General features: G+C 71.9%; 16 protein-coding genes and 1 riboswitch. Of the genes, 4 read left to right on the top strand and 12 right to left on the bottom strand.

The genetic code is table 11. The features are described 5' to 3' along the window. Nucleotides 1–194: 194 nt before the first annotated feature. On the bottom strand, nucleotides 195–1382 hold the full coding sequence (locus ABD841_RS07165; protein WP_344969077.1) for a DUF6716 putative glycosyltransferase: 1188 nt from the start codon (nucleotides 1380–1382) through the stop codon (nucleotides 195–197). Nucleotides 1383–1393: 11 nt separating this feature from the next. Continuing rightward, on the bottom strand, nucleotides 1394–2341 hold the full coding sequence (locus ABD841_RS07160; RefSeq protein WP_344969118.1) for a hypothetical protein: 948 nt from the start codon (nucleotides 2339–2341) through the stop codon (nucleotides 1394–1396). 227 nt (nucleotides 2342–2568) lie between these two features. Here ABD841_RS07160 and ABD841_RS07155 point away from each other — a divergent pair, with 227 nt between their 5' ends. The 3 genes from ABD841_RS07155 (at nucleotide 2569) to ABD841_RS07145 (ending at nucleotide 5416) form a co-directional block, all read left to right on the top strand. Then, a complete protein-coding gene (locus tag ABD841_RS07155) occupies nucleotides 2569–3435 on the top strand; it encodes an oxidoreductase (protein ID WP_344969075.1) in 867 nt (288 codons plus the stop codon). An 18-nt stretch (nucleotides 3436–3453) separates the two neighbouring features. After that, nucleotides 3454–4032, top strand: coding sequence for a TetR/AcrR family transcriptional regulator (locus tag ABD841_RS07150; RefSeq protein ID WP_344969073.1), 579 nt, complete (start codon nucleotides 3454–3456; stop codon nucleotides 4030–4032). A gap of 520 nt (nucleotides 4033–4552) precedes the next feature. Further along, nucleotides 4553–4693, top strand: a riboswitch (cyclic di-AMP (ydaO/yuaA leader). Nucleotides 4694–4711: 18 nt separating this feature from the next. Continuing rightward, nucleotides 4712–5416 (top strand): CHAP domain-containing protein, encoded by a 705-nt coding sequence (locus ABD841_RS07145; RefSeq protein ID WP_344969071.1) that lies wholly within the window; start codon nucleotides 4712–4714, stop codon nucleotides 5414–5416. 184 nt (nucleotides 5417–5600) lie between these two features. Here ABD841_RS07145 and ABD841_RS07140 read toward each other — a convergent pair whose 3' ends face one another. Continuing rightward, nucleotides 5601–6497: a helix-turn-helix transcriptional regulator gene (locus tag ABD841_RS07140; protein ID WP_344969069.1), complete on the bottom strand. Its 897-nt coding sequence runs from the start codon at nucleotides 6495–6497 to the stop codon at nucleotides 5601–5603. A 154-nt stretch (nucleotides 6498–6651) separates the two neighbouring features. Between ABD841_RS07140 and ABD841_RS07135 the strand changes: the two genes are divergently transcribed. After that, nucleotides 6652–7524, top strand: coding sequence for an oxidoreductase (locus tag ABD841_RS07135; RefSeq protein ID WP_344969067.1), 873 nt, complete (start codon nucleotides 6652–6654; stop codon nucleotides 7522–7524). A gap of 85 nt (nucleotides 7525–7609) precedes the next feature. Here the strand turns inward: ABD841_RS07135 and ABD841_RS07130 are convergent, their stop codons facing one another. The 9 genes from ABD841_RS07130 to wecB all read right to left on the bottom strand — a co-directional run bounded on the left by ABD841_RS07130 (nucleotide 7610) and on the right by wecB (nucleotide 19120). Beyond that, entirely contained in the window at nucleotides 7610–9757 is a 2148-nt protein-coding gene (locus tag ABD841_RS07130; RefSeq protein ID WP_344969065.1) for a response regulator, read from the bottom strand. After that, the gene (locus tag ABD841_RS07125) at nucleotides 9754–11175 is read right to left on the bottom strand and encodes a sensor histidine kinase (protein ID WP_344969063.1); all 1422 of its coding nucleotides are present in this window, start codon (nucleotides 11173–11175) and stop codon (nucleotides 9754–9756) included. Before ABD841_RS07125 ends, ABD841_RS07130 begins: the two co-directional genes overlap by 4 nt. 78 nt (nucleotides 11176–11253) lie before the next feature. Beyond that, entirely contained in the window at nucleotides 11254–12531 is a 1278-nt protein-coding gene (locus ABD841_RS07120) for a hypothetical protein (RefSeq protein ID WP_344969061.1), read from the bottom strand. Nucleotides 12532–12853: 322 nt separating this feature from the next. After that, the gene (locus ABD841_RS07115; RefSeq protein ID WP_344969059.1) at nucleotides 12854–13564 is read right to left on the bottom strand and encodes a response regulator transcription factor; all 711 of its coding nucleotides are present in this window, start codon (nucleotides 13562–13564) and stop codon (nucleotides 12854–12856) included. Nucleotides 13565–13975: 411 nt separating this feature from the next. Beyond that, nucleotides 13976–14737 (bottom strand): 3-keto-alpha-glucoside-1,2-lyase-like domain-containing protein, encoded by a 762-nt coding sequence (locus ABD841_RS07110; RefSeq protein ID WP_344969057.1) that lies wholly within the window; start codon nucleotides 14735–14737, stop codon nucleotides 13976–13978. Next, nucleotides 14734–16020: a glycosyltransferase family 2 protein gene (locus tag ABD841_RS07105; RefSeq protein WP_344969054.1), complete on the bottom strand. Its 1287-nt coding sequence runs from the start codon at nucleotides 16018–16020 to the stop codon at nucleotides 14734–14736. Before ABD841_RS07105 ends, ABD841_RS07110 begins: the two co-directional genes overlap by 4 nt. Beyond that, nucleotides 16017–16184 (bottom strand): hypothetical protein, encoded by a 168-nt coding sequence (locus ABD841_RS07100; RefSeq protein ID WP_344969052.1) that lies wholly within the window; start codon nucleotides 16182–16184, stop codon nucleotides 16017–16019. Before ABD841_RS07100 ends, ABD841_RS07105 begins: the two co-directional genes overlap by 4 nt. 36 nt (nucleotides 16185–16220) lie before the next feature. Further along, on the bottom strand, nucleotides 16221–17876 hold the full coding sequence (locus ABD841_RS07095) for a DUF2334 domain-containing protein (protein WP_344969050.1): 1656 nt from the start codon (nucleotides 17874–17876) through the stop codon (nucleotides 16221–16223). Then, complete coding sequence (gene wecB / locus ABD841_RS07090; RefSeq protein ID WP_344969048.1) at nucleotides 17873–19120, bottom strand: non-hydrolyzing UDP-N-acetylglucosamine 2-epimerase; 1248 nt, start codon at nucleotides 19118–19120, stop codon at nucleotides 17873–17875. The genes ABD841_RS07095 and wecB overlap by 4 nt, the downstream gene beginning before the upstream one ends. Nucleotides 19121–19450 lie beyond the last annotated feature (330 nt).

Raw genomic sequence — 19450 nt, 5'->3', positions numbered from 1 at the left:
ACTCCGGCATGCCGACGGACGCCGACCGGCCCGCGTCGTGCACGGACGTGGCCGGCCGGGTGCGCGCCAGGCCCCGCGTTCCGCCGCGGGCGGCAACGGCCCGATCCGCCGCCGGGCCTCGACGGTCGGCTCGCCGCGTCGGGCCATGGGCGATCGTCCAACCGCACCAGGCGTGATCGTTTATCAGGCGGGCCCTAGCCGAGGGCCTTCAGGTAGCGGCGCATGCGGCGCTTGGCGCGGTAGCCGACGCGCAGCACGTTGGGCGGCACCTCCACACGCAGGCGGGCGCGGCGGCGGGCGGCGGCGTACTCGGGCCCGTCGAGCAGGGAACGGGCCGGGACGAGCCGCCCCGAACGGGCCTGCCCGATCAGGGAGACCATCCGCGAGGCCCAGTCGCTCTCGTCGCCGGAGTGGAAGTAGTTGGCTTTGCACCAGGCGTCTTCCGGCGTGCGGAAGCGGCCCAGGGCGAGGTCGTCGAGCGTGCCGAGCAGCCCGCTGCCCTCGAAGACCAGGTTGATCATCTCGGCGCCGACCCCGAAGTCCGAGAGGACCAGCAGCGGCACCCGCTGGGCGATGGCCTCCAGCGCGGCGGTCGAGCTGACGGTGACGAACCCCGCCGCGTGGGCCAGATGCTCGTGCATGGGCCCCACCGCGAAACGCACGGCGTCGGGGCGCACCCGGCCGTCCGCCGCCAGCGTCTGCCACAGGCGCTGGTAGTGGTAGCGCTCGTTGTGGGTCTGGCGCTCGGTGTCGAGCGCGCGGAGCTTGACCACCACGTCCAGGTCGGGCCGGCGGCCGGCCAGCTCGGCCAGGGTGAGCAGGATCCGCTCGCGTTCCTCCCTGCGCCGGGGCACCTTGGCCTGGGTGGCGAAGATCACCCGGTTGCGCGGGCCGGTCACGGGGACCTCCTCGCGGGTGTGCAGGAACGGCAGCCGGGCCAGCCCGATCTCCCCGCCCCCGCCCAGTCGGCGGCCGACCGCCGAGAACTCCTCGACCTCCCGCCCGCTGTGCAGTACGAACAGCTCGCACCCGCTCCGGAACAGCCAGGCCTTCTCGGTGGCGGGGATGGAGATGCCGGGCAGCCCGGAGACGAACACGGGCCTGGGCCGCAACCCGGCGAGGACCTCGCCGACCAGCACGTCCACCACGGGCCCGGTGCAGGCGGCCAGCACCGCGTCGGGCCGGAACCGCTCAGCCGTACGGCGCAGCGCGCGGGCCGAGAGCACCGGCGGGTCGGCCGCCGAGCCGGCGACCGCGGCGTGGATCTGGGCCTCCGAGGGGGTGATGGGTGTGCGGATCACCGCCAGTTCCGTGTCGCAGCCCGAGGGCAGGTCCCGGAGCAGGCAGGCCGCCCACTTCAGGTAGGAATCAGAGTCGGCCACGGCCAGGACCTTCAACCGGTAACTCCAGTGTCGTGGTGAGCGAACATCGAAAGGTGGGAACGGAGTGAGGGCGCCGCCTCGGCGGTCCACCACTCGTCCGGCACGTCCACCGTCTCCACGGTGACGCCCCGGGCCGAGAGCAGCACCCGCAGGGAGGTGACCGCGGTGGACGGCAGGCTCAGCACCCGCTGTTCCGCGGCCAGCCCGCGCAGGGTCATCTCGGCCGGTATCCCGCCGTCGTAGACGGTGATTCCGGGCTGTTCCCCTACCCGGACGAGGTCGTCGGGATCCTCCCGGCGGTGCGGGAAGTAGGCCACCGGCCCGTCGGAGCCGAGCCCGGCGAGCCAGGTGAAGTAGTGGTCGCGGTGGATCAGGCCGTTGCGGACCAGCGAGGTGCCGAGGACGACGGTGCGCTCCGCGGGGCGGGGCCCGCGCAGGGGCTGCGCGCGCAGCCACCCGAAGTCGTGGGTGACCAGCTCGGCACCCCTGTCCCGTACGGCCTGGGCGAGTTCGGCGGGGACGGGCAGCGCCGTGAAGATCGAGAGCCGTCCCGCGCGGGCGGCGGCGCGCAGCCTGAGCCCGGCGGCCACGCCGAGGACGGTCCGGAGCCGGCCGGCCTTCCCCCGGGCCCGCAGCAGGGGCGTGCCCAGCGGCGCGGCGAGCAGCTCCAGGAGCCTGATGGTGGCCAGGCCGTCGTCGACGATCACGATCCGGCCGGGGAAGGCCGTGAGCCAGCGGGCCTGGACCTTGCCGGAGAAGGCGTCGCCCACCGCCCAGGTCGCGCCCCGGCGGGGCCGGGGCACGTCTGGCTCGGGGGCGGTGAGCTCCAGGCCGGGCGGCAGGTCGAGGTGGTCGAGTTCGCGGCCCGTCACGGCCAGCGGGCGCAGCCTGGCCCGGGGCACGAGACGGCTGCGCGGGCCGAGCAATCCCGCGTGGTGGGCCTCCACGGCGCAGAGCATCTGCAACGGGGACTCCACCCACGCAACGGCCGAACCCTGCTCCCGCGCGTGGTCTCGACCGTCCTCCACGCCGGGCGATGACCCGTTCACGACCGCCTCAACGTAACTTGGCGATCTTACACCCCCGGGAACTGGGGGTGAACAGCCGACTACGCGCGCTTGCGCCCACTTGTGACACCCCCTACCGTGGTGTACGGAACCGTTTCGTACACCACGAGGAGCGAGCGATGTGGACTCCCGACGACATCCCCGACCTGACCGGCCGCACCGCGGTGGTCACCGGGGCCACCGGCGGCATCGGCCTGCCGACGGCGCTGGAGCTGGCCCGGCACGGCGCGAGGGTCGTCCTGACCGCGCGTGACCCCGGGCGGGGCCGGGCCGCGCTGGAGACGATCAGGTCGGCGGTCCCGGGAGCGGCCGTCGAGATCGGCGCGCTGGACCTGGCCGACCTGGGCTCGGTGCGCGCGTTCGCGGCGACCGTCGAGGAGCCGCTGGACCTGCTGGTCAACAACGCCGGGATCGGCATGATCCCCCGGCGGACCACCGCCGACGGGTTCGAGGCCCAGTTCGGCACCAACCATCTCGGCCACTTCGCGCTGACCGGGCTGCTCCTGCCCCGCCTGCTCGCCCGCCCGGGGGCCCGGGTGGTCACGGTCTCCAGCGACGCGCACGCCATGGGCAGGATCGACTTCGACGACCTGGGCCTGGAGCGCCGGTACGGCAGGTTCTCCGCCTACGGGCGTTCCAAGCTCGCCAACCTGCTGTTCGCCACGGAACTGCAGCGCCGCGCCGACGCCGCGGGCGTGGGCCTGCTGAGCCTGGCGAGCCACCCGGGCGCGACGGCCACCGGGATCGTGAAGCTGGGGCCGGTCAACGCCCTGCTGCGCCTGGTGATGCAGTCACCCGCCAAGGGCGCCGTACCTTCCCTTTACGCGGCCACCTCCCCCGACGCGAAGGGCGGGGAGTTCGTCGGCCCGGGCCTGAAGGCGGTGCGCCGCTCACCGCAGGCGACGGATACGGCGCTGGCCCGGCGACTGTGGGAGGTCTCCGAGGAGCTGACCGGCGTACGATTCGAGGTGGCCCGGCAGCACTGACGATCCAGCGGAGGCACCTTGCGTCTTGACCCCCTGCGGGAGCGGGCGATTCTGGACGCGACCCTGGAGTTGCTGTCCGAGGTCGGGTACGACCGGATGTCCATCGACCAGATCGCCAAGCGGGCCAGCGCCAGCAAGGCGACGATCTACCGTCGCTGGCCGGGCAAGGAGGCCCTGGTCGTCGACCTGGTCTGCAACCACCTGGAGAGCGACGTCCCGGCCCCACCCGACACCGGGTCGATGCGCGGCGACCTGGTCGAGGTCGTGGCCGGTTTCTGCCGGGTCGTGGAGCAGAAGCACGCCATGATCTTCGGCCTGTTCACGGCGCTGCTCGTCTCCCCCGAGCTGGCCGCCGCCCTGCGCGACCACGTGCCCAGGCCCGATATCACGGGCACCACGCCGCTGCTCGACCGCGCCAGGGAGCGCGGCGAGCTGCCGGGCCACGTCGATCCGGCGGAGATCAGGAAGGTCACCGAGGCGATGGTGTGGCATCGCCTGTTCTTCACCGGCAGACCGCTCGACCGGGCGTTCGCCGAGGAGACGGTCGACCGGTTCCTGCTCCCCCTGATCCGCGCCTGGTCGGCTCCCGGGGAGTGAGACCGCTCAGCGGCGGTCGTGCCCCCGGAGCACTCTCCGGAGGGCCGGAGATCACTGTGACCTTTCCATGGCTTTCATGATGCTGTGCGTACCTTCACCACACTTTTTACTATCGAAATCGTGTTCGATTAAATCGTGACCATGGAACGGCCCGGCGGGGCACCCCCGCCCGGCTTCCGTCGCGCCCGCCGACGAAGATCGGCCGACTCGCGAAGCGGGCCGGAATCCCCGCGCACAGCGGGGTTCCGGCCCCGGATCACCCCTTCACTCCGGCGGCCGGATCCGGCGCGTCCGGCGCCGGAACGGACCTCCGCCACCCCTTTCCTCCGGCCGGGTGGCGCCCTGTTGTACCCCCCGTTTTCGGACGTAGTACCAAGCGATGGCAATGTGTCGCATTTGTAATCTTCTGTCCGAATCCCGTAGCTTCATCTCGTTCGTGGCGAACGCCTAGGTCTATCGAGACCTGAGCGTTGCCGTCACATTGCCCGACCGCGCTTCACCTGGGCGGACCTCGTCCCGGTGAGCACGGCCGCCGAATCCGCGACACCCGTCGCAGAACCGGGGAACCACGTTCCTGGGGTGAATCAGCGCATACCGCGCCGTAGGGCACTTCCCAGCCCGAACCCGTCAGCTAACCCGGTAGGCGGAATGGAAGCGAAGCAAGGAGTCGAACCCCCGCATGGCCAAGTACCGCCCCACCCCCAACGCCCCCCACCTCACGCGGATCGTTCTGGGCGCGTCCATCGCCCTCACCGCCGGCATCGCCGCCCCCGCCGCGTTCGCCGACAGCCACCCCCCGCTGAGCGCCCCGCCCGCCGAGTCCGTCAACACCCCCAAGAGCGCCTCGCCGGCGAAGACCCCCCTGGAGATCCAGGCGGAGAAGCTGCCCAAGGTGTCGGCCGCCCAGGTCCTGGAGCTGGCCGCCAAGCAGATCGGCATCCGCGAGAACGCCCAGGGTGGCGGGACCAAGTTCCACGACTGGTACATGTCCTCCTCCCGCGCCAAGGAGACCGTCGCCCGTGACGGCGGCTCCGTCCGCGCCTACGCCAACGCCCCCTGGTGCGCGATGTTCGTCTCCTGGATCGGCGAGCAGGCGGGCATCCGGCCCACCATGGGCTGGGACGCCTACACCGTCACCCACGCCAAGTGGTTCAAGGCCAACAAGCACTGGGGCCAGACCCCCAAGCCCGGCGCCGTGGTCTACTTCGACTGGAACGGCAGCAAGAACCTCGACGCGATCGACCACGTCGGCTTCGTGAAGAAGGACAACGGCGACGGCACGATCACCACGATCGAGGGCAACACCGGCGTCGGCCGCGTCGAGCAGCGCGTCCGTCCCAAGTCCCAGGTCGTCGGCTACGGCTACCCGGTCTACGCCGGGTAGGCCGCGCGCAGCGTCCACCCGCCACGGCGACGCGTGACCCGCGCCGTCCGTGGCACCCGCCGGACCCCCACCCGGCCCGCAACGCCCAGGGGCGCCGCTCGACCGAGCGGCGCCCCTGGGCGTTGGACGCCGGGCCCCGTGTCCTCCGTGCGGGCCGCCGGAGTCGGCGGCGGCCGCGGGCCGCTCACTGCCCGTCGAGGGTCTCCCGGTGGGTGGCGCGGCGGGTCCGCTCGTCACCTGAGGCGGTGAGGCTGCCCAGGATGGCGAGGAGTTCGGCGTTGCGGGTGCCGGGTTCGGCGTGGAAGACGACGAGGATCAGGCCGTCGGTGCCGTTGATGGTGAGTTTGTCGGAGTGCAGGTCGAGTTCGCCGACCTGAGGATGGTTCAGACGGACGATGTGTCCGCGTTTGGGTTGTACGTCGTGGCGGGCCCACAAACGGCGGAACTGCTCGCTGCGTACGGACAACTCCCCGACGAGTTCCTGCAGCCGCGGATTGTCGACGTCCGGCCCGACGTGGGCGCGCAGGCTGGCGACCCCCTCCTCGACGGTCCTCTCCCAGTCCCGCCGCAGGTCCCGTTCGGCCTCGTCCAGGAGAACCGCCTGGAGCAGGTTGACGCCGGGCGCATAGTTGGGGGAGAGCGCGGCGGCGAGGGAGTTGACGGCGAGCAGGTCGGTGAACTTGTTCTGGACGTAGGCGGGGTTGCCGGTCCAGCCGTCGATGAGCCGGAGGATGCTCGACGGCACCTGCTCGGGTGTGCGCGGCCGCTTGGCGCGGGTGCGGGCGGACGGGCGCCGGCCGCCCCGGTGCGCGCCCGCCAACCCGATGAGATGGGCGGTGGCGTCGGCATCCAGGCGCAGGACCAGGGCGAGGGATCGGAGGACCTGTTCGGAGGGGTTGCGGTCGCGGCCCTGTTCGAGGCGCAGATAGTAGTCGGAGCTGATGCCGGCGAGCATGGCGACTTCCTCGCGGCGTAGTCCCGGTACCCGGCGCAGGCCGCCGCCGGGAAGCCCGGCGTCCTCGGGCCGGACCTGGGCCCGGCGGGCGCGCAGGAACTCACCCAGCGCGTTCGTTCCGTCCATGCCTCAACGGTAGGCCCACCGCCCCGGGAGTGACTGTCCCTGCCGGTCCCAGGAACAGCGGGGCACTGCCACCTGCGGGCGTCCTGCCGGACGATGGTCATCGCCAGGTCGCCCGGGAGCGGCGACCGGTTTCCCGGTGAGAAGAACGAGAGGGATGACCATGCCTGCAAGCGTTGGCGGTGGGAGCGTTACTCCGGCAGAGGGCCTGACGCTGTCCCGTATGGGCTACGGAGCCATGCAACTGGCCGGGCCGCGCGTCTTCGGCCCGCCCAGGGACCGTGACCAGGCCCTGGCGGTGCTGCGCGAGGTGGTGGAGTCCGGGATCACCCACATCGACACCGCGGACTTCTACGGGCCCGCGGTGGTCAACGAGCTGATCAAGGAGGCCCTGCACCCCTACCCGGCCGACCTGCGCATCGTGACCAAGGTCGGTGCGCGGCGCGGCGGTGACGGCAGCTGGATCCCGTCGCTGGACCCGGAGGACCTCAAGGACCAGGTCCGCGAGAACCTGGAGAACCTCGGCCTGGACGCCCTGGACGTGGTGAATCTGCGGGTCGGCTCCGCCGAAGGCACCGATGACGCTCCGCTGGCCGACCAGTTCGGCGCGCTGGCCGAGCTGCGGCAGGAGGGCCTGATCCGCCACCTGGGCCTCAGCGGCGTGTCCGCGGCGCAGCTGACCGAGGCGCAGGCGATCGCCCCGGTGGTGACGGTGCAGAACCTGTACAACCTCGCCAACCGGCAGGACGACGCTCTGGTCGAGCGATGCGCGGCGGAGAACATCGCCTTCGCGCCGTTCTTCCCCCTCGGCGGGTTCACCCCGCTGCAGTCGGAGACGCTGAGCAAGGTCGCCGCCCGCCTCGGCGCCTCCCCGCCGCAGGTCGCCCTCGCGTGGCTGCTTCAGCGCTCGGCGAGCACCGTGCTGATCCCCGGCACGTCCTCGGTGGCGCACCTGCGGGAGAACATCGCCGCCGCCGATCTGGTCCTGCCCGCCGATGCCGTCGCCGAACTCGACACCATCGGCGAGTAGCGGACCGAGGAGATCCACCGGGTCGACGCCGGTGCCGGGCCGGTGGCGGCAGGCCGGGAGACGGGCTCCCGGCGGGCCCGCGGGCTCACTCGCGGTGGGAGGCGTCCGGAAACGGCGGTCCCGGCCGGTGAGGCCCCGGGACGGGCGGCGAGGCCGTGTCCGTTCGTGTCACGTTCTCGATGACGTCGCGGAGGCAGTCGAGCAGCACCGCTCTGGTGAAGGGCTTGCGGATGAAGGACGTCCGAGGCGGCAGGTCGACTCCCCTCGGCAGGGAGCCGGACATGAACAGGACGGGTATCGTCGGCCGCTTCCGCCTGATCAGCGCGGCGAGTTCCGTTCCTGATATCCCCGGCATCACAACGTCCGTGAGCAGCGCGTCGATTCGGGTGTCGACGGCGTCGGTGATCCAGAACGCCTCGGCGGGAGCGGTCGCTTCGATCACCCGGTACCCGGATTGGACCAGCATCCGCCGGACGAGGCCCCGTACGCCGTTGTTGTCCTCGACCAGGAGGACGGTCGCGTTTCCGCCCCGGGACAGGGACGCGGCGGGGTGCGGCGGGGCGGGCGCGGCCTGCCCGGCGGTCGGCAGGTCGATGCGGACGGTGGTCCCCGACCCCGGCTCGGAGGTGAGACTGATCCTGCCACCGGTGTCCTTGACCGTGCCGTACGCGGTGGACAGGCCGAGCCCGGTGCCCTGTCCCTGTTCCTTCGTGGTGAAGAAGGGCTCGAAGGCGCGCTCGGCCACCTCGGGCGGCATGCCGCATCCGGTGTCGGAGATGCTGAGGCGCACCCGGGGACCGGCGTCGGCGTCGGCGTCGGCGTCCGGAACCTCCACGCTGGCCGTCGCGATGGTCAGCCGGCCGCCATGCGGCATGGCGGCCCGCGAGTTGACCAGCACGTTGAGGAGTATCTGCTCCAGCTTGCTGCGGTCGATCCTGACGGAGGGCAGGCCCGTGTCGAGCAGGGTGACGAACTCGATGTCCTCGCCGAGCGTGGGACGCAGCAACTGTCCCGTCTCCTCGATCACGGCGTTGAGGTCGAGCACCTCCGGCTGGGACGGCTCCAGCCGGCTGAAGATGAGCAGCTGCCGGACCAGCGCCCCGCCGCGCTCCGCGGCCTGCTGGATGCATTCCAGGTCGGTACGGCCCGGCGTGCCCTCCGGCAGGGTGTCCAGGGCCAGTTCCGTGTGACCGAGGATCACGGCGAGCAGGTTGTTGAAGTCGTGCGCGACCCCGCCGGCGAGCTGGCCCAGGGATTCCAGCCGTTCCGCCTGGCGCAGTTGCTGTTCGAGGCGCTCACGCTCGCGCCGGGCACCCACCTGGGCCGTGACGTCGCGCAGGATGCCCTGGACCGCCAGCAGCCGCCCCTGCCCGTCGCGGATGCCGACCGCCCGCTGCTCGGTCCAGACGACCGCTCCGTCGGGCCGGTGCCATCGGACGACCAGCGGCTCGCTGCTGGGAGATCGCCACGACTCTTCCAGGCCGCGGCGGTCGTCGGGGTCGACCATGGACAGGACGCGGCCGGGGTCGCCGGTCAGCTCGTCAGGACGGCACCCGAGAATGACGGCCGCGGCGGGGCTGAAGTACTCCACCTCGGCCCGGGGGAACAGCCGGTAACGGAAGATGATGTCGGGGGCGTTCTCCGCGAACAGCCGGAAACGTTGCTCGCTCTCGCTCAGCGCGGCCTGCGCCTGCCTCCGCTGGTGGCGGACCTCCGCCTCCCGGAGCTCTCGCTGCACCACGGGGGTGAGCCGGGTGAGGTGGTCCTTGCGCACGAAGTCGTGGGCGCCGACCCGCATGAGCGCCGCGGCGCGTTCGTCGCCGATCTGCCCGGAGACCAGGATGAACGGTATGTCGAGCGCGGTGTCGTGAAGCAGCCGCAGCGCCTCTTCCGCCGTGAAGGCGGGCATGCTGTAGTCGGAGATCACGACGTCCGGCGGGCGCAGCCGCAGCGCCTCCGCCGCCGCCTCGGCGGTCTCCACCCGCTCGTAGGCCACGTTGAGGCCGTCACGCCGGAGGCGGGCGACGATCAGCACCGCGTCGTCGTCATCGTCCTCGCAGAGGAGAAAGCGGATCGGCGCGGTCACGGCCCGGTCCCGCCCGCCGGTGACGGCCCCGGGTCCGGTGGTCTCACCGCCGGGGCCGTTCTCCGCGAACGTCCCTGCGGTGCGGGCGACCTCGCCGGGGCCGTCGGCGGCGCGCGGGGCGGAGAACGGGATCGGGGCCTCTGTCATCGTGGATCCCCCGGTTCGGTGGGCAGGGTCACGAAGAAGGCGGCGCCGCGGCCCGGCTCGCCTTCGGCCCAGGCCCGGCCCCCGTGGCGGCCGACGACACGGGCCACGGTGGCGAGGCCGACGCCGCTGCCTTCGAAGTCGGATGCGGCGTGGAGACGCTGGAAGGGGACGAACAACCGGTCCGCGCGGGCCATGTCGAAGCCGACCCCGTTGTCCCGGACGAAGAAGACCCGGGCCCCGTCCTTGTCGGTCGAGCCGACGTCGATGCGCCCGACCGCGCGCTTCCTGGTGAACTTCCAGGCGTTGGAGATCAGGTTCTCCAACATGAGCCGGAGCAGGGCGGGATCGCCCAGGCAGGTGAGCTCTCCTTCGATCTCGACGTCGACGCGGCGTCCCGGGTCGGTGTTCCTGAGCTCGGCGACGATCTGACGGGCCAGCGCGCCGAGATCGACCGGGCGGCGGTTCAGCTCGGCCCGGGTCGTACGGGACAGGTTGAGCAGGTCGTCGATGAGCCTTTCCATGCGCTGCGCCGCCGCCTGGATCCGGTGGAGGAGATCCCGGCCGCCCGCGTCGATCCGATCCGCGTGATCCTCCAGCAGGATCCGGCTGAACCCGTTCAGGGCGCGCAGCGGGGCCCGGAGATCATGCGAGACCGAGTAGGTGAACGCGTCGAGTTCGCGGGTGGAGGCTTCGAGTTCGGCGGTCCGCTCCCGGACCCGGAGCTCCAGTTCGGCGTTGAGCCGTCGTATCTGCTCCTCGGCGCGCTTGAGGTCCGTGATGTCGGTGGAGATGCCGCAGATCGCGTACGGGTGGCCGTTCCTGTCGTTGAGCGGATACTTCACGGTGATGTACACGTGCGGCCCGTCCGGCTGCGGAGCGGTCTCCTCCACCACCACCGGGGCGCCCCGCGCCAGTGCCCTGAGGTCGTTGGCCTGGAAGTCGTCGGCGATCTCCTTCGGGAACAGGTCATGATCGGTCAGGCCCACGAGGTCCTCCCGTCTGACGTCGAAGAGCCGCTCGTATTCGCGGTTGACCAGCAGGTAACGCCCCGCGCAGTCCCTCATGTAGATCACCGCCGAGGTGTTGTCGATCACCGAGAGCAGCCGCTCGGCGTCCTCACGGGCCCGGCGTTCCGCCTGTTCGGCCCGGTCGCGGGCGGTGTCCCGGCGCACCGCCTCGCGCGCGGCCAGCAGGGCGGTCCCGCCGAGCGCGGCGACGCTCGCGAGCAGGATCACCGGGCGGGCTCGGCCGTCCCGCGGGAGGAACCAGGCGGCCAGATCCGCGACGCCGACTCCCAGGACCGTGGCGCCGACCGCGACGATCGGACGCGGGAGGCGGTGGATCGCCGTCCGTGAGTTCCCCGGCGCCGGGACGTCTCCCCCGGCGGCGCCCCGGTCCGCCGGGTCACGCCAGATCACGGCCCGGCCCGTACGTCGTCGTGGTCGGTCTTCCCCACCGTCATCCTCCCGTCGGCCGGCCGGAGAGCGCCGTGGCGCTCATGCCGGGCCCGTCAGGAACCTGACCGTCGGGAGGGGGGCCGGAACGCCGGTGGGTTCGGATGCGGCAGGAGGCGGGCGCGTGGCGTCCGCGGCGTGCAGACGCCCGAGGCGGCGCAGGGCGTGCTGCTGCCTGGCCCTGGCCAGGCGCGTGAGCACCGGTTCGTCCATGCCCGTCGTGCCGGTGCGGTTCGACACCAGAGGCCGGTCTCCGAGGCCGGCGTCGTCCCTGCGGCGCTGCGGCTTGAAGAGGTACTTCTCGGCGAGCATGAGGTGTACGGCGCCGATCCGCGCGTTGGCGGTGAGCAGCAGGTACCACACGCCGAGTATCGGATGGCGGCGCAGGGTCGCACGCAGCCGGGCGCTCGGCATCGCCTCCAGGGCGGCGCCGTCGAGCCCCAGCTCCGCCAGCAGGACCGCCGTCAGCGGTGGGCGGCCCATGTGCTCGGTCAGGGCCTTGCGTTCGTCCTCCAGCAGTGCCGGGAAGACCCGCTTCACGTGCAGGTGGTAGTCGGGGAACGCGATGCCGAGGAGGAGGTCCCGGCGGAGGAACTCGGCGTCCTGGGCGCCGCTGGGGGGCACGTCACCGGATTCCCAGTGCACGGCGAACTGGCGGAAGACGTCCATGAAGTGGTCGGCGTCCAGGCCGCCCCGCCCGGGCGACCGGTGGGCGAAGTCCCGGTTCAGCCGGTACAGCCCGGTCAGCAGCAGCGCCGCGGACCGGGCCCGCCGCTCGGCCTCGGGGGACAGGATGTCCACCGTCCCGTCGGAGATCGGTTCGAGGATGTCGTTGGCGGCCCGTTCGAAGGCCTCCGACTTCTTCAGCAGCTCGAAGAACGAGACCTCGCCTGGTTCGTCCGTGTAGGTCCTGACCCGCGTGTCGTCGAAGGATCCCGGAACGACGGCGACGACGTGGTCGTCGAGGCTGACTTCGGCCGTCGGCGTGTTCCAGCGCACCAGCGAGGCGTAGGAATCCCGGTGGCAGTGCCCGGTCCCGGTCGCGTCCGCGAGCCTGGCGAAGTAACCGAGGAACGGGATCTCGCGGGGTCCGACGCGCAGTGTCGCGAACGCCTCGCGCGGTCTCGCCATGCGCGTCAGGTCCTCCTCCTGGTAGTGCCGCGCGACGGAGGCGCCGGCCAGGCCGAGAAGAGTCACGAGCCGCCGCGCCTCACCGGGCGTGAAGGTCTCGGGATCCGGAAGGCCCGCCAGCACGGAGCGGGCGAGTTCCGAGGCGAGGGCGCCCGGTCGCTCCCGGCCCGAAAGAATGGAGCGATTCAATCGCGGTAATTCGGTTAGCGTCCACCGGTCCAGTTGTTGCGGCAACACCTGGAGACCCCCTCGGCCGACGTGAGGCGGGGTTCGGCGGGCGACCCGTCCGGTGCGTGATCGCGGCCGCGAGGCGCCCGGGGAATGACCCGTCGTCTCTGATTTCTCTTGCACCGTGCGGCGCGTCGTACGGGCACCAAGGTATCCTCTGTCACCTTGTTGAGTAATGCCCACTGTGAACGCATATGGGCTTCTTGAGAAAACCGTTGCCGGTTCGTCGCCCGTCCTGGAGATTCGCCGGGAAGACTTCGTCTGGCGCGGGCGGCGCGGCCCGTCAGCCCCCGAACCGGTAGCCCACGCCGTGCACCGTACGGACCCAACGGCCGGATCGCGCGTCGTCACCCAGCTTGCGGCGCAGGTTGGCGATGTGGACGTCGATCACGTGGTCGTCGCCCGGCCAGTCCGTGTGCCAGACCCGCCGCGTCAGCGCCTCCCGACCCCATACCCGCCGCGGGTTGGAGGCCAGTGCCACGAGCAGGTCGAACTCGGTACGGGTCAACGCCACCGGCCGGTCGGCCAGGCGCACCTCGCGGCTCTCCTCGTCGATGAGGAGGTCGCCGAACTCGATGACCTTCGGTTCGCCGCCGGTTTCCTGCCGCTCGGCCATGCGCGGTCGCCGGAACATCGCCGCCACCCGCGCCCGCAGTTCGCGGGGCGAGAAGGGCTTGGTCATGTAGTCGTCCGCGCCGACCTCCAGGCCGACCAGCAGATCGGTCTCCTCCACCCGCCCGGTCAGCATGATCACATATGCGGTGGTCATGCCGCGCAGCCGCCGGCACACCTCGATCCCGTCCATGTCCGGCAGCATCAGGTCGAGTGTGACGAGGTCGGGCTTGACCCGGCCGACCAGATCGAGCCCCTGCGCCCCGGTCGCCGCCTCGGACACGTCGAAGCCGGCCATCCGCAGGATGCGGCACAACAGCCGGCGCATGTCCGCGGCGTCCTCGATGACCAATGCCCCCGGCCGTTCCGCCAACGTTCTCACCTCTACATGGAAGCGGTCGCCGGGCAACGGTCGCCGCAGCGGCGCGTGCGCGACCGCGACCCTGAAGTCCCCTCCTCATTTCACCGTGATGTACCACATCTCGGTATGGCGAAACCGCGCGCCGTCACTGACGGCATCGATCGGTTTCCGGCAGCCGGCCCATGCGCCCCGTGCTTCCGGATGTGTGGCCCATCTCATGCGTCCGGGTTCCCCGCCACGTCACGGTAAAAGCCGCCCCTTTCACCGGCAATCAATCGGTATCGGCGCACCGGATCCGGCCGGCCCGGACCCGCACAAGCCACTCCATTCCCCGGCCAGGAATTCCCATTTCCCTAGAAAATGGAAATAAAAGGAAATGAGGGCGTATGGAAGGCTCCGGTTGCGGGGACGCGCGCCGGGCGCGGCAGCGGCTCACCCGGGGCCGCGCCCGCCCGTCCGCCCGGGGGAGGGCGGGACGACGGGCCGGACACGCAGATCCGTGAAGTCCGTCGTCGCGTCCTCGGTGTAGATGCCGACCCGGCCCTTCCGGTAGGGGTGTTCACGGTCGCGTACCTGGATCAGCCGGCTGCCGTTCACGCTGGCGGTGATCGTGTCGGCCACGTGCCGGATCTCGATCGTGTGCCAGCGCTCCACATCGTGCGGCGGCCGGTCACCGGTGGCGATGAAGCGCTGGCCGTGCGGGTAGGCGGGGGTCACCTTACCGAGTTCCCAGCCGTTGGGTTTGGGGGTCAGGTAGTAGAAATGGTGGTTGTCGGTGTAGTGCCAGACCACCCAGGCGACCTCCCACGGGTTCGGAACAGGCCGGCGGAGCTGACGCAGCGTCCTGGCTCTGACCCGGAGCTCCAGGTCGGAGTGGGTCGTGGTGGTGACGGCGAGCGCGGCGTGTGTGGCCGCCGGGGTCCGTGCCCCTCGTGGCGACAGCCGCCATGTCCAGCCGTCACCGCGTCGGCACGCTCTCGCCGGCCCGTACCCGTCGTACTCCAGCAGCAGCCCGCCCCTGACCGTGCCCTCCCGCCAGGAGACGCAGGAATCCGGCGTGCGTGCCGTCGCCGGGGCGGTGGACGCGGGGGCCGCGACGGCCAGGCCCGTCAGGACGGCGACGATGCCCCTGCCCCGGCCGGGCGGCGGAACCGTGACGTGAGCCGGCGTCCCACGGCGTCGGCGGGGTGTCATGTCGATCCCGGCACTGTGCCGGCCGGTGCCGTACCGGCCTCCCGGTCCGCGAGCCGTTCGGTCTTCAGCCAGCTGCGCCGTCCGATCACCATGCGCCCGACGCCCCACCAGCCCGCCACGAGCCACACCAGGTTGTACAGGATGAACAGGTGGCCGTAGACGAGCCCGCCCGCCCACCTCAGGTCACCGCTCACCCGCGCGTAGAGCGGGCCCAGCAGGAAGGCCGGCGCGAACGTCAGCACGTACCAGGACACGATCGGCAACGGCCGGAACAACTGCTCGCGCGCCAGTTCCGAGAGCGTCGCCCCGACCAGGGACGCCAGCAGCGACATCGTCATGAACGAGCCGATGAAGATCAGCAAAGGGCTCAGGAGCACGTTCAGCAGGTCCGCCGCCACCCTGCCGGACGCCCGGCCCACCACCGACGGCACGAGCCGCCAGGCCTGCACGTGTCCCTGGAACCAGCGTGAGCGCTGCCGCACCAGGGCGCGCAGGCTGACCAGCCCCTGCTGGCGCACCGTCGTGTGCCACACGCACTCGGTGCGCCAGCCGGCCAGGACGAGCCGGACGCCGAGGTCGAGATCCTCGGTCAGGCTCCGCGACCAGGGATCGTCACCGAGGTCGAGCAGCGCGCTGAGCCGCATGAACTGCCCGTTGCCTCCCAGCCCCGCGTAGCCGACCCGGCCCCGGGTGCGCTGGAAGAGGTGGGTGTAGACGACGAACTCCATGTCCTGCAGCCGCGCGAGGGTGCTCTGCGCCCTGTTCGCGATGCGCACGCCGACCTGCGCGGCGCCGACCCGCGGGTCGGCGAAGTAGGGCAGCACCGTGGCCAGGCATTCCGGGTCGAGACGGCCGTCCGCGTCCATCAGGCAGACGAGCACCCGGTCCGGGGCGCGGCACCCGACCGCGCCGCCGTCCAGCAGGAAACGGACGGCGTGGTTGAGGGCCTCGCCCTTGCCGCGGCGGGCGTCGGGCGGGACGCGCCTGAGCAGGCGGACGCGCGGGTCGGCGAACCCTCCGACGAGGTCCGCGGTGCCGTCGTCGGAACCGTCGTCGATCACGACGATCAGGCCGTCCGGGGGCGAGGCGGCGATCAGGCGCCGCAGCGTCGCGCCGATGACCCGTTCCTCGTTCAGGCAGGGCACCACGAAGACGACGGTGAAGCCTTCGCCCCCGCCGGTGGGCCGGTCGAGCCGGCCCGCGGACTCCAGGTACATCCCGAGCGTGTAGGTGAAGGCGATCAGCACGCCCGACACCGCGCACAGGATCAGCACAGTGATCATCGGTGCACCCGGCGCGCGCACAGCGTGAGGACGACGAGGAGCAGCACGTACAGCACGAACAGCAGCCCGGCGGCGGCGAGGGCGAGCCGCGCCACGCCGAACGCGGCGCCGCCCGCGTCCGCGGCCGATCCGATCGCGGCGAGCGGAGTGGTGATCGTGATCACTTGTGTCCCTCCTCCGTGAATGGTGCGGACGGTGTGCTAGAGGTCGCAGGGGGCCACGAAGCGGTAGCCCAGCCTCCGCATCCGGTCCACGATGCTCTCCAGCGGCTTCGTGCCGAGGAACGGGTGATAGAAGAAGCTCGCGACGTTGTCGCGCACCACCAGCTGGGAACGCGCGTGGGCCACGATCGACTCGACCGAACCCCGGTCCGGGCCGGACGGCCGCAACTGCACCATGCCGAGGTTCTCCGGGATCACGACGCTGCCGTAGACGTCGCGGATCAGGTACGGCGCGAACTGCTCGTACATGTAGGGCGAGGCCGGTGAGGCCCCCTTCCACGCGGGGGAGAAGTACGAGCCGCGGTCGTACCGCGCGACGAACCTGCGGGCGATCACCCGGTAGTCCACCGGCGAGGCGGCGTAGTGCGGCGGCTCGAAGATCCGGGGCACCGGCAGGTGGGCCGCCCGCAGTTCGGCCGCCGCCGCGTCGAGGCGGCGGTCCATCCAGGCGGCGGAGTCGCCCCGGATCGGCCCGTCGTACATGAGCTCGCGGTGCGGGCCGAAGTGGGTGCGGAAGAACTCGAAGTCGTGCCCGCTCTCCCCGTTCTCGGGATTGGCCGGGCCGTCGGACTGGTGCGTGTAGCCGTGCAGGACCATCGTGCCGCCGTGTTCGAGCAGATACGTGATCGCCCGTACCACCTCGGGCCGGTCCTTCAGGCGGATCTCCAGGCGGCCGGGGCCGTCGGGCAGCGGTCCCCGGTAGACGGGAACGATCCCGAAGCTGAACGGCACGCCCTTGCGGAACAGCAGTTCGCCGACCGCGCGCAGGTCGCGGGGGTCGGCCTGCGGCCCGATGTCCTCCAACCGGACCAGCGCCCTGCGCCGTACCGGTGTCGCGGGGGCGAGCAGATCGAACAGCAGGTCGGCGGCGGCCAGAGAGCGGTCGTCGTCCGCGGCGGAGTTGAGCGGGACCTCGCCGACGTAGGTCAGGTTCCCGGACCTGACCGCCCACGGCCACGTCCGCCCGTCGCCGGCGACCACGGTCCCGAGTACCTTGACCCGCCGCCGGTCCACCGCGGTGAACGCGCGCACCGGCTCCTCCACCGGGTTGCGGCTCAGCAGCGCGCCCTTGTAACGGACGCCCCGGATCCCGGCGCCGCTCAGGCCTCCCCACCGCCAGCCGTACCGGGCCGCGAAGCGGTCCCGCGTGGTGAGCCGGTCGATGTTGCCGCCCATCCACAGGACCCGGCCGGTGCCCGCGAGGACGTCGTGGCGGAGGGCCGCGGGGAGCCTCTGCTTGGCAGAGGTGCCCAGGTACACCAGTGCCCGGTGGCGGCGCAGCATGCCGGCCCGGTAGGCGCTCGTCTCCATCGTCCGGACCGGCCCGAAGCGCGACGCGAGATTGGCGGCGAGGACCGAGTGCACCCGGGACATCGGCAGGTCTCCCGCGTCGTCGGCGAGGATCAGCGTGGTGGCGTGCGCGAGACCCACGGTGGCCGCGGGCGCCGCGGGCGCACCCGCGCCGCACCCCGGCCAGGAGCGTGGCGCCGGCAGGGACACCGCCGCCTCGTGGGTGACCGTCCCCAGGTTCGCCCCGAACACCACCAGGCCGCTGAGCGTCAGGGCCACCAGCCAGCGCAGCCCCACACGCGGCCGGTCGCCGGTGGCCTTCGGACGGTGGACCGGGGGGCTCATCGCGGAAGGAGCGCCCTGTCCGTGCCCGGCGCGTCCCAGGCCGGGATCCCGAGCGGGTGGTGCTCCCCGTTCACCCGCCGGGCCATCTCACGCGGGAGACGGAACGGTTCCGGCCGCGGCCCGAGGCCGAACAGGTGGGCCAGCGCCGCCAGCGCCCGATCGGCCGCCCGGCCGTCGCCGTAGGGGTTGACGGCGTTCGCCATCCGCCGGTAGGCCTCCGGCGAGTGCAGCAGGGTGGTGACGGCGGCCACGATGCGGCTCTCGTCGGTGCCGACCAGCAGCGCCACCCCGGCCCGCACCGCCTCGGGCCGCTCGGTGGTGTCGCGCATCACCAGCACGGGCTTGCCGAGGCTGGGTGCCTCCTCCTGGATCCCGCCGCTGTCGGTGAGGACGAGGGTGGAACGGCGCAGGAGCCGGGTGAAGTCCCCGTAGTGCAGCGGCTCGGTGACCACGATGTTCGGGTGGCCGGTCAGGTGCGGCAGCAGCGTCCGCCGGAGGACCGGGTTCGGATGGAGCGGGAACACGATGAGCACGTCCCGCTCGCGGGCCGCCAGCCGGGAGAGCGCGCGGCCGATGCCGTCCATTCCGCCGCCCCAGGACTCCCGGCGGTGCGCGGTGACGACGATCACCGGCCGGCCGTCTTCCGGGGCCGGCAGCCGCGGGTCGTGGTAGCCGCCACCGGCCCGACTGCTCCACAGCAGCGCGTCGATCACGGTGTTGCCGGTGACGACGATCGAGTCGGCCGGTACGGCCTCGTTGAGCAGGTTGGCCTCGCTGGTGGGCGTGGGTGCCAGGTGGAGGCTCGTGACCCGGGCGGTCAGGCTGCGGTTGGCCTCCTCGGGGAACGGAGAGAACAGATCCCCGCTGCGCAGGCCGGCCTCGAGGTGCACGACCGGGACCCGGTGGTAGAAGGCCGTGAGCGCGCCCGCCAGCGTGGTCGTGGTGTCGCCCTGCACGACGACCGCGTCGGGACGGTGCTCGGACATCAGCGTGTCGAGTCCCGAGATCGCCCGGGTCGTCACCTCGGAGAGCGTCTGCCCGGGGCGCAGGATGTCGAGATCGGCGTCGGGTTCGATGCCGAAGACCTCGTTCACCTGGTCGAGCAGCCGACGGTGCTGGGCTGTGACGACGACGACCGGCTCGAAGAGCGGCGAGCCCGTCAACGCCATGATCAGCGGCGCGACCTTGATTGCCTCGGGCCGGGTGCCGTAGACGACCATGATGCGGCGCACAGCTACTCCCATCCGTTGTTCCGGGCCATCCGGCCTGGTCCGGCGTCCCTCTGCCGGACGAACGCGGCTTGCCCGGGAAACGAGCAGGACGGTGAACGTCCATGGTGACGCTCGCACGAACGCGCACGGCGATCCCGGTCCGGCCGGTCCGCGCCGTGCGACGTCGAAACGTCTATAGGACGACACTCGGCGACGGAGGTTCAGCAATCCTCAACGCCACCTCAACGCCGTCTCAGCATTCCGGGGGCACCGCGCCCCGGGCGCCGGTTCCCGGGCCGCACCCTGCCCCCCGCATCCCACCATCGGACCGCAAACCCCGAAACGCCCCGACTGTATAGGCAT

The sequence above is a fragment of the Streptosporangium fragile genome, assembly GCF_039534445.1.
Lineage (GTDB): Bacteria > Actinomycetota > Actinomycetes > Streptosporangiales > Streptosporangiaceae > Streptosporangium > Streptosporangium fragile.
The sequence above is the reverse complement of the archived record's forward strand: the minus strand, read 5'-3'. Positions and strand labels throughout refer to the sequence as shown.

Bases quoted from the DNA above. Each gene is read 5' to 3' on its own strand.
- ABD841_RS07160 (WP_344969118.1), bottom strand. From the start codon at position 2,341: ATGCTCTGCGCCGTGGAGGCCCACCACGCGGGATTGCTCGGCCCGCGC.
- ABD841_RS07155 (WP_344969075.1), top strand. From the start codon at position 2,569: ATGTGGACTCCCGACGACATCCCCGACCTGACCGGCCGCACCGCGGTG.
- ABD841_RS07145 (WP_344969071.1), top strand. From the start codon at position 4,712: ATGGCCAAGTACCGCCCCACCCCCAACGCCCCCCACCTCACGCGGATC.
- ABD841_RS07140 (WP_344969069.1), bottom strand. From the start codon at position 6,497: ATGGACGGAACGAACGCGCTGGGTGAGTTCCTGCGCGCCCGCCGGGCC.
- ABD841_RS07135 (WP_344969067.1), top strand. From the start codon at position 6,652: ATGACCATGCCTGCAAGCGTTGGCGGTGGGAGCGTTACTCCGGCAGAG.
- ABD841_RS07130 (WP_344969065.1), bottom strand. From the start codon at position 9,757: ATGACAGAGGCCCCGATCCCGTTCTCCGCCCCGCGCGCCGCCGACGGC.
- ABD841_RS07110 (WP_344969057.1), bottom strand. From the start codon at position 14,737: ATGACACCCCGCCGACGCCGTGGGACGCCGGCTCACGTCACGGTTCCG.
- ABD841_RS07105 (WP_344969054.1), bottom strand. From the start codon at position 16,020: ATGATCACTGTGCTGATCCTGTGCGCGGTGTCGGGCGTGCTGATCGCC.
- ABD841_RS07095 (WP_344969050.1), bottom strand. From the start codon at position 17,876: ATGAGCCCCCCGGTCCACCGTCCGAAGGCCACCGGCGACCGGCCGCGT.
- wecB (WP_344969048.1), bottom strand. From the start codon at position 19,120: ATGGGAGTAGCTGTGCGCCGCATCATGGTCGTCTACGGCACCCGGCCC.